At 68.7% G+C, this 18,814-nt stretch carries 17 protein-coding genes and 1 tRNA gene; 9 read left to right on the forward strand and 9 right to left on the reverse strand.

Annotation, left to right across the window (positions count from 1 at the left end; genetic code table 11):
- Positions 1-55: 55 nt before the first annotated feature.
- Both RN729_RS05255 and RN729_RS05260 read right to left on the reverse strand, forming a co-directional pair.
- On the reverse strand, positions 56-478 hold the full coding sequence (locus RN729_RS05255) for a bleomycin resistance family protein (RefSeq protein WP_310782631.1): 423 nt from the start codon (positions 476-478) through the stop codon (positions 56-58).
- 2 nt (positions 479-480) lie between these two features.
- Complete coding sequence (locus RN729_RS05260) at positions 481-1,461, reverse strand: malate dehydrogenase (RefSeq protein ID WP_310782632.1); 981 nt, start codon at positions 1,459-1,461, stop codon at positions 481-483.
- A gap of 222 nt (positions 1,462-1,683) precedes the next feature.
- Here RN729_RS05260 and RN729_RS05265 point away from each other — a divergent pair, with 222 nt between their 5' ends.
- From RN729_RS05265 to RN729_RS05290, 6 genes are all read left to right on the forward strand, one after another.
- Positions 1,684-2,190: a hypothetical protein gene (locus tag RN729_RS05265; protein ID WP_310782633.1), complete on the forward strand. Its 507-nt coding sequence runs from the start codon at positions 1,684-1,686 to the stop codon at positions 2,188-2,190.
- A gap of 6 nt (positions 2,191-2,196) precedes the next feature.
- The gene (locus RN729_RS05270) at positions 2,197-3,693 is read left to right on the forward strand and encodes a hypothetical protein (RefSeq protein ID WP_310782634.1); all 1,497 of its coding nucleotides are present in this window, start codon (positions 2,197-2,199) and stop codon (positions 3,691-3,693) included.
- 153 nt (positions 3,694-3,846) lie between these two features.
- Entirely contained in the window at positions 3,847-5,043 is a 1,197-nt protein-coding gene (locus RN729_RS05275) for a Fic family protein (protein WP_310782635.1), read from the forward strand.
- A 137-nt stretch (positions 5,044-5,180) separates the two neighbouring features.
- Positions 5,181-6,056 carry an ABC transporter ATP-binding protein gene (locus RN729_RS05280; RefSeq protein ID WP_310782636.1) on the forward strand — a complete coding sequence of 292 codons (876 nt, stop codon included), beginning with the start codon at positions 5,181-5,183 and terminating at the stop codon, positions 6,054-6,056.
- Positions 6,053-6,850, forward strand: a complete 798-nt coding sequence (locus tag RN729_RS05285) for an ABC transporter permease (protein WP_310782637.1) — start codon at positions 6,053-6,055, stop codon at positions 6,848-6,850. The genes RN729_RS05280 and RN729_RS05285 overlap by 4 nt, the downstream gene beginning before the upstream one ends.
- Positions 6,847-8,667, forward strand: a complete 1,821-nt coding sequence (locus tag RN729_RS05290) for a CIA30 family protein (protein ID WP_310782638.1) — start codon at positions 6,847-6,849, stop codon at positions 8,665-8,667. Before RN729_RS05285 ends, RN729_RS05290 begins: the two co-directional genes overlap by 4 nt.
- Positions 8,668-8,677: 10 nt before the next feature.
- Here RN729_RS05290 and RN729_RS05295 read toward each other — a convergent pair whose 3' ends face one another.
- The gene (locus RN729_RS05295; RefSeq protein ID WP_310782639.1) at positions 8,678-10,144 is read right to left on the reverse strand and encodes an amidohydrolase family protein; all 1,467 of its coding nucleotides are present in this window, start codon (positions 10,142-10,144) and stop codon (positions 8,678-8,680) included.
- Positions 10,145-10,253: 109 nt separating this feature from the next.
- Between RN729_RS05295 and RN729_RS05300 the strand changes: the two genes are divergently transcribed.
- Positions 10,254-11,576 carry an amidohydrolase family protein gene (locus RN729_RS05300; RefSeq protein WP_310782640.1) on the forward strand — a complete coding sequence of 441 codons (1,323 nt, stop codon included), beginning with the start codon at positions 10,254-10,256 and terminating at the stop codon, positions 11,574-11,576.
- 322 nt (positions 11,577-11,898) lie between these two features.
- On the opposite strand, the gene RN729_RS05305 is transcribed toward RN729_RS05300, so the two are convergent.
- The gene (locus RN729_RS05305) at positions 11,899-13,659 is read right to left on the reverse strand and encodes a solute carrier family 23 protein (RefSeq protein ID WP_310782641.1); all 1,761 of its coding nucleotides are present in this window, start codon (positions 13,657-13,659) and stop codon (positions 11,899-11,901) included.
- A 377-nt stretch (positions 13,660-14,036) separates the two neighbouring features.
- Between RN729_RS05305 and RN729_RS05310 the strand changes: the two genes are divergently transcribed.
- Positions 14,037-14,237: a hypothetical protein gene (locus tag RN729_RS05310; RefSeq protein ID WP_310782642.1), complete on the forward strand. Its 201-nt coding sequence runs from the start codon at positions 14,037-14,039 to the stop codon at positions 14,235-14,237.
- Between the two features lie 27 nt (positions 14,238-14,264).
- Here RN729_RS05310 and RN729_RS05315 read toward each other — a convergent pair whose 3' ends face one another.
- From RN729_RS05315 to RN729_RS05325, 3 genes are all read right to left on the reverse strand, one after another.
- Positions 14,265-15,560, reverse strand: a complete 1,296-nt coding sequence (locus tag RN729_RS05315) for a type II toxin-antitoxin system HipA family toxin (RefSeq protein WP_310782643.1) — start codon at positions 15,558-15,560, stop codon at positions 14,265-14,267.
- Positions 15,557-15,814: a helix-turn-helix transcriptional regulator gene (locus tag RN729_RS05320; RefSeq protein ID WP_310782644.1), complete on the reverse strand. Its 258-nt coding sequence runs from the start codon at positions 15,812-15,814 to the stop codon at positions 15,557-15,559. The genes RN729_RS05315 and RN729_RS05320 overlap by 4 nt, the downstream gene beginning before the upstream one ends.
- Positions 15,815-15,977: 163 nt before the next feature.
- Positions 15,978-16,050, reverse strand: a tRNA-Gly gene (locus tag RN729_RS05325).
- Between the two features lie 82 nt (positions 16,051-16,132).
- On the opposite strand from RN729_RS05325, the gene RN729_RS05330 reads away from it, so the two are divergent.
- A complete protein-coding gene (locus tag RN729_RS05330) occupies positions 16,133-16,489 on the forward strand; it encodes a cupin domain-containing protein (protein WP_310782645.1) in 357 nt (118 codons plus the stop codon).
- A gap of 60 nt (positions 16,490-16,549) precedes the next feature.
- Here the strand turns inward: RN729_RS05330 and RN729_RS05335 are convergent, their stop codons facing one another.
- Both RN729_RS05335 and RN729_RS05340 read right to left on the reverse strand, forming a co-directional pair.
- Positions 16,550-17,596: an alcohol dehydrogenase gene (locus RN729_RS05335; protein WP_310782646.1), complete on the reverse strand. Its 1,047-nt coding sequence runs from the start codon at positions 17,594-17,596 to the stop codon at positions 16,550-16,552.
- Between the two features lie 28 nt (positions 17,597-17,624).
- Positions 17,625-18,779, reverse strand: coding sequence for a DegT/DnrJ/EryC1/StrS family aminotransferase (locus RN729_RS05340; protein ID WP_310782647.1), 1,155 nt, complete (start codon positions 18,777-18,779; stop codon positions 17,625-17,627).
- Positions 18,780-18,814: the final 35 nt, after the last annotated feature.

Below are 18,814 nucleotides of genomic sequence, written 5' to 3' on the forward strand. Positions count from 1 at the left end.
GAACGTCCCGGCGACTGATCTCCGACGCGGAAGCCAACGTCCCCGCCACCTACAACTAGTCCAGATCGACGCCACGGCTGACGCGGAAGACGTGGCCGTCGGGGTGGCGGACGTGCATTTCGCGCACACCCCACGGCATGTTCGTGGGGGGCCATGTGACGTCGAGTCGCTGTTCGACGCACCGCCCATGCGCGGCGTCGACGTCGTCCACCCAGATCGACATCCAGACGCCCTTGTCGGCGCCGTCATCGCCCCCCGGGCCGAACGTCCTCTCTACCTCGCTGCGGCCCCGGCCACCCTGCGCGTTCTGACACAGGAAGATCTGGCAGTCGCCGGAGACGACGCCGCCGAAGTCCGGCGGATCGCCCCATTCCCAGCTCTTGTTCCAGCCCCAGCGCTCGAACCAGGCGAAACTCTCCTGCAGGTCCGAGACGTTCAGGATCGGCGTCAGCCCCTTCGCGAATCCGTCGGCCTTCACGGCTAGCCGAGGAGGTTGGCGACCGCGGCGCGTTCGGCGCGGAGTTCCGCGTCGGTGATTCCCATGCGCTCGCGGCTGAAGTCGCTCGGGTCGAGGCCGTCCACGACGGAGTAATCGCCGTCCGCGCACGTCACGGGCTGCGAGTACACGACGCCCTCGGCCACGCCGTAGCGACCGTCCGCGTGCACGGCCATGCTCGTCCAGTCGCCCTCCGGCGTACCGTGTACCCACGTCCGCACGTGGTCGATGGCGGCCGAGGCGGCCGAGGCCGCCGACGAGGCACCGCGCGCCTGGATGATCTCCGCTCCCCGCTTCTGGACCTTCGGGATGAAGGTGTCCCGGTACCAGGTCTCGTCCACCAGGTCCGTCGCCGGGGCGCCCGCCACCGTGCATTGGCTGATGTCGGGGTACTGTGTTGCCGAGTGGTTGCCCCAGATCGTCATGCGTCGGATCTCCGTCGCGTGCGCCCCCGTCTTCTCGGCTAACTGGCTGATCGCGCGGTTGTGGTCGAGGCGCGTCATGGCCGCGAACTGCCGGCGGTCGAGCTTCGGCGCGTTCGCCGCGGCGATGAGGCAGTTCGTGTTCGCCGGGTTCCCGACCACGAGGACGCGCACGTCGGGCGACGCGCGGTCGCTCAGCGCGCGACCCTGCGGGCCGAAGATCCTCCCGTTGTCGGCCAGCAGGTCGCCTCGCTCCATTCCCGGCCCGCGCGGCTTGGCGCCCACGAGCAGCGCGTAGTCGACGCCCTCGAATCCCTCGTTCACGTCCGCAGTCCCGAGCACCCCGTGCAGGAGCGGAAAGGCGCAGTCGTTGAGTTCCATCTCGACGCCGCGCAGGGCGTCGAGCGCGGGCGGGATCTCCAGCAGTTGAAGCGTGACGGGCCGGTCCGGCCCGAGCATGTCCCCGGCCGCGATCCTGAAGGCGAGGGCGTATCCGATATTTCCTGCGGCCCCCGTGATGGCGACCCGCGCTGGTGCAGTCATGTCGTCTCCGCGCTTTACGTGTGAACGTCGTGTGCGAACGTTGGTGAATGGGAGGCGCCAAACTCACAGGAGCGACCCCTCAAGTCCAGCGGGGATCCGGACGGGCGCGGCGGAAGCGGTGCGGCGGAAGCGGCATGGCGCGGTCTCGCGCCGGGGTTCACGGCGTGGCAAACTTCGGCCCTGCTTGAACCCGAGGGGAGACCCATCCGCGACAACGCTCACATGACCCGCCTGATGGCGGTGCTGCTCGCGCTCTGCGCCGTCCTGCTCGGCTTGCTCCTGGTGGCGGCCGCAACCGGGGCCGGCCGCGCCACGCCACTGCCCCACGCGGAGCATGCGCCGATGCTGGTGGGGATCGACGCGGGCGAACTCGGGGCACCGACATGGGCCGCGTACGTCGCGGGCATCGCCATGCTCGGGACCATGTGGGTCGCGATGCTGATCGGGTTCCGGGAGGGACACTGGATCCGGCGGGCGGTCAACGCGTGGATGGTGGGCTACGTCCTCCTTTTTGTCGTCCTCATGTGGTCCTTCGACGCCTACGCCGCCGGCGACACGACGATCGTCCTCGGCTTCGCGGCGCCGACGTCCCTGCTGGTGTACGGGCTCACGCTCGCGCCGTGGATCCCCCTGCTCGCCATCACCTGGGCGTTCGAGAACGCCTACTTCGGCCCCCGTGAGCAGGCCCGCTTCGACGAAATCGTCGACTCCGGCGGCGGCGAGGGATAGCGGTCGGTGGAGGCGAATCGCGCCCTGATCACGCTGCTCGCCGTGATCGCATATCTCGCGCTCTGCGTGGGCGTGGGCCTCTGGTCGCTCCGCCGCACGAAATCGGCGAGCGACTTCTTCGTGGCCGGCCGCAATCTGGGGATGTTCGTGACCGCGTTCGCGATCTTCTCGAGCACGATGAGCGGGTTCGGGTTCGTGGGAGGTCCCGGCCTCATGTACTCGATGGGGACGAGTTCGATCTGGATTCTCGGGACGATCGTCATCTCCAACATCATCGTCCTCAACCTGGTGGCGAAACGCCTCCGCCTCGTGTCGGAGCTTCGCGAATGTGTGTCGCTGCCGGACATCGCCGCGGCCCGGTACGGCTCGGAGTCGGTGCGGGCCTCCGTGGCCGTCGTGATCCTGCTCGGCGTGCTGGGCTACCTGGCGACGCAGATCCTCGCGATGTCGATCGTGCTGCAGGGCGTGCTCGCGGACGCAGGGGTGATCGAGACCCCGAGCCTCGCGCTCTGCGTCGCCATTTCGTGCTCCGTCCTGATCTTCTACTCGGTGACCGGCGGGATCGTGGCCTCCGTCTACACCGACGTGATCCAGGGCGCCATCATGGTCGTCGCTTCCGTCTTCGTCTTCGTCACCGTGCTCGGGACGTTCGACGGCGGGCTGACCGAGATCAGCCGGATCGTGGCGGCCGACGACCGCGCGGCGAGCGGGCCGTGGGGAACGATCGGGCTGATGGGAGGGCTCGCCTGGTTCTTCGTGTTCGGCATCGGCGTGGCAGGGCAGCCGCACATCATCACGAAGTTCATGATGCTGCGGCGCATGAAGGAACTGCGTTACGTGATACCGGTCGGCGTCATCGCGTACAGCTTCGCGGCGCTGCTCTGGATCGGGATCGGCTTCGCCATGCGGGCGCTGGTCATCACTGGCGGGCATCCCGCGCTCGCGACGCCGGACGCGGCTTCTCCGGAGTTCCTGCAGGTGTTCACGCACCCGCTGCTCGCCGGCGTCGTGTTCGCCGCGCTGCTCGCCGCGATCATGTCCACCGCGGACGCGTTCCTGAACATCGGGACCGCCGCCATCATGCACGACCTGCCAAACGCGATCCGTGGCCGGTCGCTCGGCAACGAACTCGCGTGGGCGCGAATCATCACGGTCCTGCTGGCGATCTCGGCCGCGCTGGTGGCGCTGTATTCCGGCGATCTCGTGGCGCTGCTCGGCGTGTTCGGCTGGGGCACGTTCGCGGCGGGTCTCGTCCCCGTCATCGCGATCGGACTCAACTGGAAGCGGGCCAACGTCCTCGCGGCCAACGTCGCCGTCGCCAGCAGCCTGCTCGTCAACTTCGGGCTCCGGTCCGGGTTCGGCTTCGGCACCGTGCGCCTCCCCTACGGCGTCGACCACGGCGCCGCGGCGCTCCTCGTCTCCCTCGTCCTCTTCCTCTCCATCTCCTTCCTCACGAAACCCGACCCCATCGACCGCGACATCCAACGCGTGATGGAACTCTGACCCCGAGACCTGATCCGCGAGGAGGGCCGGAGCGCGTTGAATCGGCGGTTTGCACATGGCGCGAGACGAGAACATAATCTAGACATATCGTTGGACATATCGTTGGACAAAAATCGACACATAATCTCCACGCGACATGGGCAGGAAGGCAGGATGACAGACGAGCGTCCGTACGAACGGAGTCACGCGTGGATCAGTTTTCGCGCGCGTCTGGAGCGGGCCACGCCGCAGTTGTGGTCCCTGCTCGGACAGGTGGCGGCTCGCTGCGAGCAGGTCGCCCGGGCGGTTCTGCCCCCCGCCGCAGCAGCGGAGATGCACAAGCTCTACCTCATCAAGGGGGCCCGCGCGACGACGGCCATCGAAGGGAACACGCTTACCGAAGAACAGGTTCGGGACAGACTCGACGGACAACTCGAACTTCCAATCTCGCAGGAGTACCTGGGCCGGGAAGTCGACAACGTCCTTCGCGCCTGCGAAGACATTTTTCGGCGGATTACCGCCGGCGAACCGCCACGCCTCACTCCGGACTGGATCCGGGAAGCGAACCGCCTCGTCCTCGCGGGGTTGGAAGAGCACCTTGAAGAAGGAGTCGTTCCGGGAGAGGTGCCCACGTTCTCCGTTGGCGTGGGAAGATATTCGGGTGCGCCGCGGGAAGACTGCCTGTTTCTCCTCGAACGGCTGTGTGAATGGCTGGAGGAAGACGTAGTCTGGCCGGACATCGAGGAGCACCTGGACAGTGCGATCGCAGTGGCGGTTCTGCGGGCGGTCCTCGCACACCTGTACATCGCCTGGATTCATCCCTTCGGCGATGGGAACGGTCGTGCGGCGCGGCTCACCGAGTTCCTCATCCTGGCTCGCGCCGGGGTTCCCTCCCCCGCCACGCATCTCCTCAGCAACCACTACAATCTCACGCGCGCGGAATACTACCGGCAGCTCGACCGTTCGAGCCGCGCCAATGCGGGCCGCGGGGACGCACTCGGGTTCGTCGTCTATTCGCTTCAGGGGTTTCTGGACGGGCTCGAGGAACAGTGTCGTTACGTGGAAGGGGTCCAGTCATGGCTGGCATGGGAACACTACGTGTATTGGACGTTCGGACAGCGGCGTCGCTCGCCGGCCATGAACCGTCGTCGGGAGGTCGTCCTCGTCCTGGGGCGGCACGCGGAGCCGGCGAGGAAGCGCGACATTCCCGACCTGGCTCCCGCCCTGGCGCGTCTCTATTCCACGAAGACGACGAAGACCCTCACACGGGACCTGAACTGGCTCCTGGCCAATGATCTGCTCGAGAAGGACGGGGGCGAATACCGCGCGCCCGTCCGCATGATGCAGCAGTTTCTTCCCGTCCGAGCCTAGCTCCGCCGCGCAACCCGAAACCTCCGGCGGCGGGGTGCGTACGCTCCGCTGAGAGTCCGGCCCGTTGCGCCGTCCCTAACCCCCCTGCGCCATCTCTAACGAGGATGCCTGAAGAAGCCGTCGCCCGACTGTCGGGCGTGACTCATCGATACGGAGCTGTCGTCGCCCTGGAGGAGGTGGATCTGAAGGTCCGGCGCGGCGAGGTACTGGCGGTGCTGGGGCCCAACGGGGCAGGCAAGACCACCGCGATCAGTCTGCTGCTCGGGAGCGTGGCCGTGCAGACCGGAGAAGCGACCGTCTTCGGACAGCGACCGGGGGCCCCCGAGGTCCGCGCGCGCCGAGGCGCGATGCTCCAGATCTCCGGCGTACCCGAAACACTGACGATCGGTGAACACATCGACCTTTTCCGCGCCTACTACCCCGCTCCGGTATCGGCTTCCCGGCTGCTCGCCATGGCCGGGCTCGAGGGACTGGAGCGACGCAGGTTCGGCAAGCTTTCCGGGGGACAGAAGCAGCGGGTGATGTTCGCGCTCGCTCTGTGTGGCGACCCGCAGCTTGTGTTCCTCGATGAACCCACGGCGGGCCTGGACGTGGAAGCGCGGCGCGGGCTGTGGGAGGAGATTCGCGCACTCAGCGAGTCGGGGCGGACCACGGTTCTGACGACCCACTATCTCGAGGAGGCGGACGCGCTCGCGGATCGAATCGTCGTCCTACATCGGGGGCGGGTCATCGCGGAGGGCTCGCCAGCGAGCATCAAGTCGCGCACGGCCGCCCGCCGGGTCCGTTGCGTCACCGGGGTTCACCGCGACCGCGTGGCCTCCCTTCCGGGCGTCGTGAGGTCCGAGACCCGGGGCCGGTACCTGGAAATCCTGACCTCCCGACCGGAGGATCTCGTACGCGCCCTCCTCGATCTGGACCCGGACCTGCACGACCTGACCGTCGTCGGCGCCGGACTCGAAGAGGCCTTCCTCGCCCTGACGCGAGCACCCGACGCCTCGGAGCCTGTCTCATGACGACGGCAACACTCGCCAGACGCGGGCGCATCTACGTGCTGGAGGCCCGGTACCAGTTCCTGATGGTGCTGCGAGAGCCCGCCTTCGCGATCCCGACGCTGCTCTTCCCGCTGATCTTCTACCTGTTTTTCGGCGTGGTCATGGGCGGGAGAGGCTTTTCGGTCGCGGCACCCACGTACATGCTGGCGACCTACAGCGTCTTCGGCGTCCTGGGACCCTCGCTGTTCGGCTTCGGGGCCGGACTGGCGACGGAACGCGACTCCGGCGCTCTGCTGCTCAAGCGTACCACGCCGATGCCCGCGGCGGCCTACCTGCTCGCCAAGGTGGGGATGGCGTTGACCTTCGGGGCGGCAGTCGTCCTGGGGATCTTCTTTATCGGCGCCTACGGGGCCGGCGTGATGCTGTACCGCTGGCAGTGGTTCGCTCTGGCCGGGGTCGTACTCGCCGGGGTGATCCCTTTCTGCGCGCTCGGGTTGGCCGTTGGAGCGTGGTCGAAGAGTCGCGCCGCGGTGGCCATCACGAATCTGGTCTTCCTGCCCATGGCCATGCTGTCGGGGCTCTGGATCCCGATCACGATGTTTCCGGCGGCCCTGCAGGACTTCGCCAACGTGTTGCCCGCCTATCACCACGCGCAGCTCGCACTTAAGGTCATCGCGATGGACGGTGGACAGGCGACGGCCCTGCACGTCGCCGTGCTTGCCGTGCAATCGATCGCCTTTCTCGTCGTCGCCGCGGTCGGGTTCCGGCGGGCGGAGAGCGGCGCCGTCTCGATCCGTGGGGGAGGGATGTCATGAACCCGGAGAACCGCACCGCCCTGCGAAGCGTGTGGATTCTCCTTGTCGCGGTGGCGGGATTCATCGGCGCGCTGGCGACGCTCCCGGTCCCGGGTGACGCGGCCGCCCCGGAGCAGGAGGCGCCGGACGAGAGCTTCGCGATCGTGGACGTGACGTTGTTCGACGGCGAGGCCTTCAGGCCAAACCAGGATGTGTGGGTGGAGGACGGACGGGTGCGGCGGGTGGGCGCGAAGCTCCGGCTGCCGGACGACCTGCCCCGCGTCGATGGCCGCGGACACACGCTGCTTCCAGGCCTCATCGACGGCCACGTCCACACGTTCGGCGGGACGCTGGGCGATGCGCTTCGCTTCGGCGTGACAGCCGTGCTCGACCAGTTCACGGACCCCGGCCTCGCGGCCGCCGCGCGGACGGCCCGAGACGAAATCGCGCGGACGGCCGAAGCCGATCTCTTCTCCGCCGGCATGCTGGCGACGGCGCCCGGCGGTCACGGCACGCAGTTCGGGCTGGCGGTGGAGCCGCTCACGGGCCCGGAAGGCGCCGACGCCTGGGTGCGGGCGCGGAAGGCGGAGGGTTCCGACTGGATCAAGATCGTCTCCGAGGATGGAGCCGCGTACCGCGGGGATATCCCTTCTCTGGAGCGCGAGACGATTGCGGCGCTCATCGGGGCCGCCCACGCCGAGGGGCTGCTGGCCGTCGTCCACGTCAGCGACCTTGAGGCGGCGCTTGAGGCGGTCTCGCTGGGGGCCGACGGCCTGGTCCACACCTGGTTCGACGCCGCGATTTCCGAGGAGGGCGCTCGCAGCTTCGCGGAGGCGGGCGTCTTCGTCGTCCCCACCCTTTCCGTCATTATGGGACTGTTCGGCGACTCCACCGGTCTGCGCATCCTCCACGAGACGGAGGAAGCGCTGGTCTCGCCGATGCAGCGGCAGACGCTGAGCAACCGGTTCGAGATGCCCGAGGGGCCGGACTCCGGGGTCGCGCTGGAAAACGTGCGGCGGCTCCATGCGGCGGGCGTGCGGATCGTCGCGGGCACGGATGCGCCGAACCCCGGGACGGCGACCGGCCTCTCGATGCACGGGGAGCTTCGGCTCCTCGCGCGGGCCGGCCTGGAGAGCCACGAGGTGCTCGCCGCGGCGACCTCCGTTGCCGCGGAAGCATTCGCCGTCCCCGAGCGCGGCCGCATTGCCGAGGGCACCATCGCCGATCTCCTGCTGGTGCGAGGCGACGTGGAGGAGGACCTCGCGCGCACCGCCGAAATCGTCACGATCTGGAAGGACGGCTTTCCGGTCGTCCGTGAGACCGCCGCGGCCGCCCGTTCGCCCGAGATCCCACCGGCTCCGGAGGGGCCGGTCGTCGTCGACTTCGAGGACGGGCTCGACTCCGGCTTCGGCTTCGGCTGGCAGGTGACGACGGACGCAATGAACGGTGGCGACTCCACCGCGGATCTGGCCGTGGAGGAGGGCGTGCTCGTTGTGCACGGCGAGACCCGAGCGGGCTTCGCCTTCCCCTGGGCGGGCGCGATCTGGTTCCTCGGCGACCAACCGATGCAGGCGGTCGATTTCTCCGGCCGCAGCGTCCTGCGGTTCCGTGCCCGCGGAGACGGCCGGAGCTACACCGCGATGCTGTTCGGCGAGGGGGCCGCGGCCACCGTGCCGCCCACGGTCCCCTTCATCGCCGGGCCGGAGTGGGCCGTGGTCGAGATTCCGCTCGGCAGCTTCGCCACCGCCGATCCCTCGATCATCGCCGCCCTCGCGTTCGTCGCCCAGGCGCCCCTCGGATCGTTCGCCTTCGAACTCGACGACGTAGAGATCCGCTAGCGCCGGCCGGTCAGCGGACGCCGACCTGGCCGGCGACGGCGGCGGTCAGGCTGTCGGGGTCGTAGCCGAGGCCGTCCTTGAAGACGATGCGGACGTTGCGGATGTCCGACGGACGGAGTTCGATGTCGCCCTCGATCACGATCAGGTCGGCGAGTTTGCCGGGAGCGACGGTCCCGACTTCGCCGTCGAGGCCGAGAATCTGCGCCCCGTTCGCGCTCACGATCCGTACGGCGTCGGCCGGTTCAAAGCCCGCCTCGACGAGAATCTCGAAGTTCCGCTGGTCGCCGTAGCCGGGCAGGGCGCCCCAGGCCGGGTCCACGCCCGCCGCCAGCAGGCCTCCCGCCTCCACGAACGCGAGTTCGAACGCGAGCAGGTTCTCGAACAGGTCGATCATCCACGGCATCTCCGTCGTCCGGAAGATCGACCGCCGCTCCATCTCCGCCGCCACGACGTGATCCGGAAGCGCGTCCAGATCGCGCTCCGTGAGGTCGGGCACGAGCGGCGTGGCCTGCTCGGCGACGGCCACGGTAGAGGTCATGGCGACGCCCGCGGCGACCATCTCGGAGATCGTCTCGGCGACGCGGGGGTCATCCATGTCCAGTTCCGCGATGCTTCGCTGGTAGTTGGGGCTGCACCGGTCCGGTTCACGCGTCGTGTCGTACTCGGAGTTGGCCCACAGGCCGTGCTCGAGGTTGTCGATCCCCATCGCCGTCGCCTCACGGAAGCCCACCGAGCACAGGTGCGCCGTGACCTTCATCCCCTGCCGGTGCGCCTCGTCGATGATCGTCGCGAGCGCCTCGCGCGTGATCTGCGTGTAGGCCTTGATCCACTCCGCCCCCTCCGCGGCCCAGTAGCGCACGTACCGGCGCGCCGCCTCCTCGTCTCGAATCGCATACATCCCGAGATCCCGGAGGCGCTCGTCCGGTCCGGGGCTGATGACGTACGGGGCGGTGATGAGGATGCGGGGGCCCGGCGTCTCCCCCCGCTCGATCGCGCCCTTGAGCGAGATGTCCTGGTACGGGGAGACGCTTCCCGTCGTCCGCACGGTGGTGACCCCGGCCCCGAGATAGAGTCGCGGACCGGAGTACTGCATCTGCGACGCGCGGGGCGTGGACTGGTAGTAGAACATGTGGTTGTGGAGCCCGACCATCCCGGGCATGACCGAATGGCCTTCCAGGTCCAGCCGCTCGGCGCCCGACGGGACCTCGACCTCGCCCGTCGCGCCGACGCTCTCGATCCGGTTTGCGCGGATGACGATGGTCTGTCCCGAGCGTGCCGGTCCGCCGGTGCCGTCGAACAGGAGTACGTTCTCGAGCGCCACGACCGGCGCGGAGACGCTGAGATGGGATCGGACGTCATCGGAGAGGGCGTCGCGGTCCTGCGCCGCCGTCTGGCCGAGGCCGAAAAGGGGCGCCGCGAGCGCCGACAGGAAACCGCGACGAAGCCATGCGCCGCGAAGAGACGCGCCTTCGGGCATGATGTTCTCCTTGTGCCGGGTCGTGATCTTCCTCAGCGTAGACGCGGTCGGGAGGGCCGGAAAGACCTGAGCCCCCCGAGATGCCGTCGCTGACGCGGGAGGCCACATCGTGCGCGCTGCCAGAGCCCTGTTCGTCCTCGGTTGGATCATGGCCGTCTTCGCTCCCCTCGCCGCGCAGGAACGGTGGCTGGCGATCGAGGGGGGCACGGTCTTCGACGGCACGGGCGCCGTTCACGAGAACGCGACCGTGCTCGTCCGCGGCGACCGGGTCGAGCGCATCGGGCCGGCGGGACAGGTCGAGATCCCCGCCGGGGCCCGGCGCATCGATGCGAGCGGCAAGTTCCTAACGCCGGGGTTCATCGACCTCCACTTCCATTACTCCCCGGGCCCGCATGCCTCGATCGACGGGACGGGGACCGACGCGAACCCGGAACTGCCGCTCCTCTTCCTGGCTAACGGCGTCACCACCCTGCGGGAGATGGGGCAGTGGATCGCGGACAACGAGGACTGGCTCGGCACCGTGGAGGCGAGGGAGCTCCCGGCGCCGCGGCTTCTCTACTCCGGGCCGATCCTCGACGGGTTCAACACGGCCTATCCCACGATCTCGCGCGTCCTGCTGGACGAGGCGGACGCCCGGATGGCGGCGAACGAACTGATGGATCGAGGTGCGACGTCGCTGAAGGTGTATTTCCGGCTCTCGCTCGCGCAGGTCGCGGCCGTCATCGAGGAGGCCGACCGCCGCAACGTGCCGGTCCACGGCCACCTCGAGATCGTCGACCCCGTGGCCGCGATACGGCTGGGGCTGGACGGGATCGAGCACACGAGGTCCCTGGGCCGGGCCCTCGTCGCGCCGAAGCAGGCGGAAGAGTTCCGGCAGGCAGTGCTGCGCGAGAGCATCCACCGAGGCCAGGGGGGATTCGCCCTGTGGGCGGCGCTGGATCCCGCCGGGCCGCGCGCCGACGCGCTCATCGAACTCATGCTCGAACGGAATGTGAACCTGGACGGCACGCTGGCCGTCTTCGAGCCGGAGTTCGGCGAGGAGGGCCGCGACGTGCAGTGGGCAGCGATGCGGAACATGGCCGCGCTCACGGTGCGCTACGCGAAGGCCGGCGGTCCCGTCACCATGGGATCTCACGGCCTCGTCGCGAACGCGCCGCCAGGGCTCGCCTTCCAGCGCGAGATGGAGTCCCACGTGGAGGCCGGCATGACGCCGTCGGAGACGCTGATCGCCGCAACTCGGGCAGGCGCAGAAGCGCTCCGACTGTCCGACCGGGGCACGCTGGCGCACGGCATGCTGGCCGACATCGTGCTGTTCGACGCCAGTCCGCTCGAGAACATCGCCAACGCGCGCCGCGTGCACGCCGTGATCCTCGCCGGCGAGGTGCTCGATCGCGACCGGCTGCTCGCCACCGCGGGGGGCCTGGTCCCCTGATCCCAGGTGATGTCCTACGGAGGAGACGGAACCACGCGCGCGTGGTCGCCTTCCACCTAACCGTGCATTCGGGGGTGTAGATTGTCATTCCGATTGACAATCCGCACCCCCGTTTCGAGGGTTCGGTGGATCATGCCAAGGGCCGTCATCCCCGCCCGCGGGTGATCCCCACTCGCGCGTGCGGGCGCGAGTTCTCCGTCTCTGGGCTACGCGATTACAACCTGAGGTGAAGACACGCGGCCGCCGGGTGGCTCACACCCATGCAAGGACTCGTCGAACCAAGGGTCACGAACGTCCTTGGCATCCAGGCCTGGCCTCCCCGCTAGACCTGGCCTCCCCGCGCGGGACCTTCGATGTGCACCGTGACGATGTCCGCGTCGTGATACTTCTGGTGCCTCACGGACGTGGCCAGGTGTTGCAGGATGCGGAGCGAAATTTCGTGCTCCTGCGGTTCCGCCGTGCCGTGGCTGGCCAGGACGGCGATCTGATCCTCGATGTTCCCGGCACCGCCTGCCGAGATGAACTCCAGTTCCGCACCGGTCTCCCACTTGCGGGCCACGACGCGCAGACGCCGGTCTTCTTCGCCTTCCTCCTCCTTCGCCTCCTCCAGCAGGAGCAGCAGCGTCTCCTCCGCCGCCTGCAGCAGCCGGTCGCTCATCTCCATGGGCCACTTGCGCCGGATCGAGAACTTGTCGAGAAGGTTCCGGATGGCGGGGAGCGCCTCCACGTTCAGCGTCGTCTCCACGCGCAGGGGCCGCGCGCCCGTGAACTCGAGCAACGCGGTGAGGAGGATCGCGACGAGGCCGCCCGCGGTCATCCCGTTCTCGAGCAGCGGCGCCAGCCCGGGACTCAGGTACTCGTTGAAGAGCGCGCCCTCCTGGAACGCGACGCCGGCCCAGAACGACACGCCGACGATCGCCGCCTTGCGATAGTCGATGCCGTCCTGGATCACGACCCGTGCCCCGATGACGAACAGGATCGCGATCAGCACGAACCCGTAGGCGGCGATGACCGGGTCCGGGATGGCGAGCACGATCGCCGCGATCTTGGGCAGGAACGCCAGCACGACGAAGGTCAGGCCGATGCACACGCCCACGCGGCGCGCGGCCACGCCGGTGATCTCGGCCAGCGAGATGCTCGACGAATAGGTCGTGTTGGGGACGGTGCTCAGCAGCCCCGAGAGCAGGTTGCCGAGCCCATCGGCGGCGACCGCGCCCTGCACCGCTCCGAAGTCGGTGGCTCGGCTGCGCCGCCAGGAGACGCGCTGAATGGCCACCGCGTCGCCCACCGTCTCGATCGCGCCGATCAGCGTCACGAACACGAAGGTCGGCAGCAGCGCCCAGAAGGCGGGGCCGAAGCTGAAGCCGAAGCCCGGCCAGCCGGCTGCGGGGAGACCGACCCAATCCGCGGCCGCCACGCGCTCGAAGTCGTAGATGCCGAACGACACGGCCGCGACACACCCGACGAAGATGCCGATCACGGGACCCCACAGCCGCATCACGCCGCTGGCCCGGAGCACGATGAGCAGCGTCGCGATCACGGTCGCGCCCGCCGTCACCGGCGCCGCCAGCGACGAGGCGCCCTCGGGGACCTGGCGCAGAAGATCGAACAGAAGCGGCATGATCGTGACGGCGATCAGCATGATCACGGTCCCCGCCACCACGGGGGTGATGATCCGCCTGAGAAGCGCGAGATGCCGCGAGAGCCCGAACTGGAAGAGGGATGAGGCGATGACCAGCGACGCGAGGAGGGCGGGACCGCCTTGGACGAGCGCCGTCACGGAGGCCGCGATGAACGCGCCCGATGTCCCCATGAGGAGGACGTACCCCGCGCCGATGCGCCCGATGCGCGCGGCCTGCACGGCCGTGGTCAGGCCGCTCACGATCAGGACCGCGAAGCTCCCCCACGACAGGTAGTCCTCGGAGCCGCCGGCCGCCCGCACCACGATCGCCACCGTGATGACGATGGCCGCGATCGTGAGCACGACGTACTGGAGCGCGAGACCGATGGCGATCCGGTAAGGGGGCGTCTCGTCGGGCTCGTACTGGATCGCGTTGTTGAAGTCGCGGGGTTCTGCAGCCATCGGTCACATCCATCGTTGGGGAACGGAGATGCCGAACGTACCGGCCCGAAGCTCAAACCGACGGCAGCAACCCGCAAGACGGGGACAGGCGCGTTAACTCGCACGTGGAGGATCGCGGAGGCGAAGGCGCGCCTGTCCGAGATCCTGCGCCTCGCCGACGAACAGGGGCCGCAACGTATCGGCGTTCGTAGGTCCTTCGTCGTGGTGTCCGAACGGCTGTGGCGGGAGAAGACTCCGTGCCGGCAACCGCTCGGCCGGTGGCCGATCGACCACATGCCTCGCGGGCTGGAGCTCGCGATTCCCCGGGAGCGCGGGTCCGCGCGTCCGATTCCCTTCGTTTGATCTCGGAACTGACAAGAAGAGTCCCCGCCCCGCCCGTGATCGCGTTTCTGTCCGAACGAGACGACCTCTGGCTGTCTGCGCTGGTGTTGAACGAACTGGATTTCGGCCTGCGCGTCCTGCCCCGCGGAAGCCGGCGAGACGAGCTTCGCGGCGTGCTGTCGGAGTTGATCCGGCGCTACGGGGACCGTGTTCTTCCCGTGGACGAGAAGGCCTGTCCGTGGCTACGAGAAACGTGACGGATTTCGACGGGCTCGAAGTCGTCCTCACGAACCCGTGGGACTACCGCTGACCCGATCCGCCTCTGGTGCGGTCGACGCCATGCATTGCTCGGCCCGGCCCACGACCATGTCACCGAATCGCGAGAGCGCCTCCACGTCCAACCCCGGCACGGTTAACTCTTGCGCTACGTCCTGCGCCTTCCGGATCACCGACTCCCCGAGTTCGGCGACCCTCCTTCGGATGAGCGGGAGTCCCAGCGTCATTTCCTGGGCAAAGGCCTTCCAACGGTGGGAGTCCATCTCGGCGAGTCTGGCGCACCCTCCGATAGGCATGGCAAGCGCGCGCGACAGTTCCGGGTACTCGGTCGTCATGACGAGGTCGTAGAGCGGGGCGAGACGAGGTCCGGCGGCATCATACAGGAGTGAGAAGTTCTTCCCGTGCGCGTCGGCGTTGCCGATGATCAGGTTGAAGATCGTGGCGTCGAGGAGCCTGAGAACGTCGACGGCGGGGCGGAGGGCAACCTGCCGCAGAAGCCCGAAGCCATCCCTCAGACCCGGACCGCCCTCACCCGCGTATTTGGCTTCGGGGGGTATCCCGAGTGCCTGGCAGAAATCCTCCTGATGGACGCGGCGGACTCGACCGTCCGTACCCGTCGACCGATCGTACCGCGCGACCAGCAGAAACGTTCGGTCCCCCACTCTTCGCGGCTCCACGGATGCGACGTCCAGGCCCACCGACCGCGCGAGCCGCATGGCGAAGGCTTCGTTCTCCGTCGTGTGGGGGAAGTCGGGGATCGCCGGTTTCAGGATGTGGGTCGTGGGCTGCCCCGGCGCCGGAGGAGCGATCCGACCGTCGACCGTGACGACGGGCAGTTTCGATTGAGCGCCAGCGAGCGACAGACGAAGGCCTGCCTCGCCGGCGAGCAGGGGACGCCACGGCAGCCTGTCGAGCACCTCGATCAGTGCCGCGTCGTCAAGCGGTTGAGGCGAATAGCCCGATTCGAGATCGGTCGGCGATTCCCCGGGCGGCAACAGTTGGAGGGCTCCCGCCACGTCACCGCCGAGACGATCGAGAAGGGCGAAGTCGTTCAGGGGGGAGACGCCCAGCGACCGCGCCACGCGATCCCGCTGGGTCTCCTCCGGCAGGAGGCCGGCGAAGAACGGGCGGCATTCGCGGCGGGAGTACTGCTCGGCGCGCTTGGGGAGCGATGCGGACAGCGCCGGGGCCCGGTCGTCCCGCAGCCAGTCCTCCGCGTACGCAAACTCCAGGGCGGCGGGCCGGGGCTGCCTCAAACGGCCGACGAGCCGCCCATCCCACCAGATGTCGAGGACTCGGTTCACGAGTCGCGAATGCCGACCGGTGCAGTCGCGTCAGTCTCGGGTGGGGGAACGATCTCGACGGAACAGCCGAGCGCCGCCAGCACCTGAAGGACCTTTCCGATCTGCGCGGTCGGTTTTCCCGCTTCAAGGTCTACGATGAAGCGCAGACCCACTCCCGCGACACCCGCAAGCTCATGCTGGCGCAGTTCCGCGTTCTTGCGCGCGGTACGGACGATTTCGCCGATATCTGAAGGTGTGACGGTTCGTTTTCTCATGATATTCCCGATCGGGAATATCGGGTGTCTCCAAGCTGCCTGTCAACCGCATTTTTCCCGATCGGGAATATTATCGGGCAGGCGGAACTAACGTGAAGCAGAATTTCCCGATCGGGAACACGGAGGAGAGAAAGCGTCGTATCGCAGATTTCGTAATGCCAAAAGCGGGCGACCGGGGTCGAACCGGCGACCTTCAGCTTGGAAGGCTGACGCTCTGCCAACTGAGCTACGCCCGCGAGGCCGTCAAATCTGGCGACCGGGCCCCGCGACGGGCAAGTTTCGGGCCGCACGGGACGAGGAATCGAGGAGGGTGATCCAGTGAGCGTTCGACATGTGTCGGAGTTCGGGCTGACGCCGGTCGCCGCCGGGTCGGGGACCGAAACGCAAGTTCTCATCGGGCCGGATCAGGGGCCGAACTTCGCGCTGCGCCGCTTCGTCATGCAGCCCGGCGGCGGGATGCCGCGGCACACGAACGCGGTCGAGCACGAGCAGTACGTGCTCCGGGGACAGGCGCGCGTGTCGATCGGAGACGAAACGCACGACGTGAAGGCCGGAGACGTCGTCTACATCCCGGCAGGGACGCCGCACTCCTACGACGCGGTCGGCGACGAACCCTTCGAGTTCCTGTGTGCCGTGCCGAACCGGCCCGACAGCATCGAACTCGTCGACTGCTGATCCCCGGACAGCTCCCGCTTCACCGCCCTCGACGCTCAGGCGGGGTTCTGGCACGGGCTGCTACGCGGTAAGCACGACCCTCCCCACCACCCGGCCCGCCTCCAGGTCGCGCAGGCTCGCTTCCGCTTCCGCCATGGGCCGCGTCGCGTAGGGAATCGGGTCGACGCGCCCGGCGCGGACGAGTTCCATCAACTCCGCCATCTCGGCAAGGCTCCCCAGATCGGACCCCTCCAGGGTGAGATCCTTGAGCACGAGCAGAGGGAGAGGGACGGAGAGCGAGCCGCCAAGCAGGCCTACCACCACGAGGCTTCCGCTCTTTGCGACCGTCCTGAAGCCGAGCGCGGTCGACGCTGAAGAGCCGGCGAAGTCGACGACCGCGGCGCAGCCGCCGTTCGTGAGCTTCTTCAGTTGCCGGGACGCGTCGTCCTGGCGGGCGTCCACGACGTGCGCGGCCCCCGCCCGCCGCGCCGCTTCGAGCTTCGCGTCGTCGACCTCGACCACGATGAGTTCGGCATCGAAGAGCGCTTTCGCGAGCTGGATGCCGGCGAAGCCGACGCCGCCGGCCCCGATGACGACGAGCTGATCCTCGAGCCGGCGTTCCGCCTTGCGGAGCGCGCTATAGGCGGTGAGGCCGGAGCAGGCGTACGTGCCGGCCAGTTCGGGCGCGACGTCTCCGAAGTCGAAGAGATAGCGCGGGTGCGGGACGATGACGTGGTCCGCGAAGCCGCCGTCGAGGTGCGTGCCGAGGGCGCGAGGGCGGTGGCAGAGATGCTCCCGGTCGGCATCGCAGAACTCGCAGGCGCTGCACCCGATCCACGGGAAGACGACGCGGCGCTCGCCGATGGAGACGCCGTCGGCATCGGGCCCGGCCGCGGCGACCTCGCCGACGATCTCGTGGCCCAGTGTAAAGGGCAGTTCACGCACGGCCCGGACGTCCAGCTGTCGGCCGCCGCCCATCTCGAAGTAGCCCTGCCACAGGTGCAGATCGCTGTGGCAGAGGCCACAGGCGTGAACGCGCACGAGCACCTCGGTGCCCGTTGGTTCGGGGGTCGGCCGCTCCGCCGGTTCGAGCGGCCCGCCGTATTCGCGGAACTGGTAGCTCTTCATCGCCTTCCTCGGTGTCGTGTCACGACCTTCATTGTCGTGCCAGGACCTTCGCGAACGCGTCCACGACATCCTGCATCTGGGCGGCCCCCGCAAGCAGCACCTCGTGCTTGATCCAGACCGTCGTGCGGCACAGCACCTCGCAGACCGGGAACCCCCGCTCGAGCGGTGTGGTGTAGCCGGGGTGCGCGGGGATCCCCTCGGCGCGGAGCGCCTCGATCACGCGGTGTTTGTCGAGGCTCTTGTCGCGTGGGTCGGCCGCCGGCCGGGATTCTTCGATCCGGACCATGAAGATGTGGCAGCCGTGCGCGGTGATGCGCGGGTCCGGGTCCGGCGTTCGCAGACCGTCCATCTCGGCGAGACCCTTCGCGAGCGCGTCCATGGCCTGCCGGCGGATGGCCTGCTCGGCGGGGAGCCGCTCGAGGCCGGACAGCAGCAGGGCCGCCTGGAACTCGGTCATGCGGAGGTTGAGGCCGTCCGGCGCGTGCGCGTGCGGGGAGCCCGTCGGGTCGCGGCCGCAGTCGTGCCACGACCACGCGCGGCGGTACAGCGCCTCATCATCGGTGAGAACCATCCCGCCCTCGCCGGCGGTGAGGTTCTTGCTCGACTGGAAGCTGAAGGCGCCCGCATCGCCGAGCGTGCCGACCGCGCGGCCGCGCCAGCCCGCGAGCCATGCCTGCGCGGCGTCCTCGACGACCCGGAGGCCGCGCCGCGCCGCGATCTCGTTGACGCGATCCATGTCCGCCGGGCGCCCGCCGATATGAACGGGCAGGATCGCCGTCGTGCGCTCCGTGACCGCGGCCTCGATCCGCTCCGGGTCCAGGTTGTGCGTGCCCGGCTCGACGTCGACGAAGACGGGGACGGCGCCCAGCGACCGGACGGCGTGGGCCGTCGCCGCGAAGCTGTACGGACTCGTGATGACCTCGTCGCCGGGCTGCACCCCGGCAGCGACGAGGGCGGCCTGCAGCGCCATCGTGCCGTTGCAGCAGGCCACGGCGTACCGGGCGCCGTGCAGCGCGGCGAAGCGGGCCTCGAGCTTCGGGACGGCGTCGCCGCCCAGCCCCCAGCGGCCGGACTCAAGCACTTCGGTCAGCGCGCGCCGTTCCGCCGCCCCGGAGCGCGGCCACGCGGGCCACGGCGCCGTGCGGACCGGGGTGCCGCCATCGATCGCCAGCCGACCCGTCATGCGCTCCTCGGCGCGATTCGTGGCACGGCTCGCAG

Origin of the sequence: Candidatus Palauibacter polyketidifaciens (assembly GCF_947581785.1) — a bacterium.
Taxonomy (GTDB): Bacteria; Gemmatimonadota; Gemmatimonadetes; order Palauibacterales; family Palauibacteraceae; genus Palauibacter; species Palauibacter polyketidifaciens.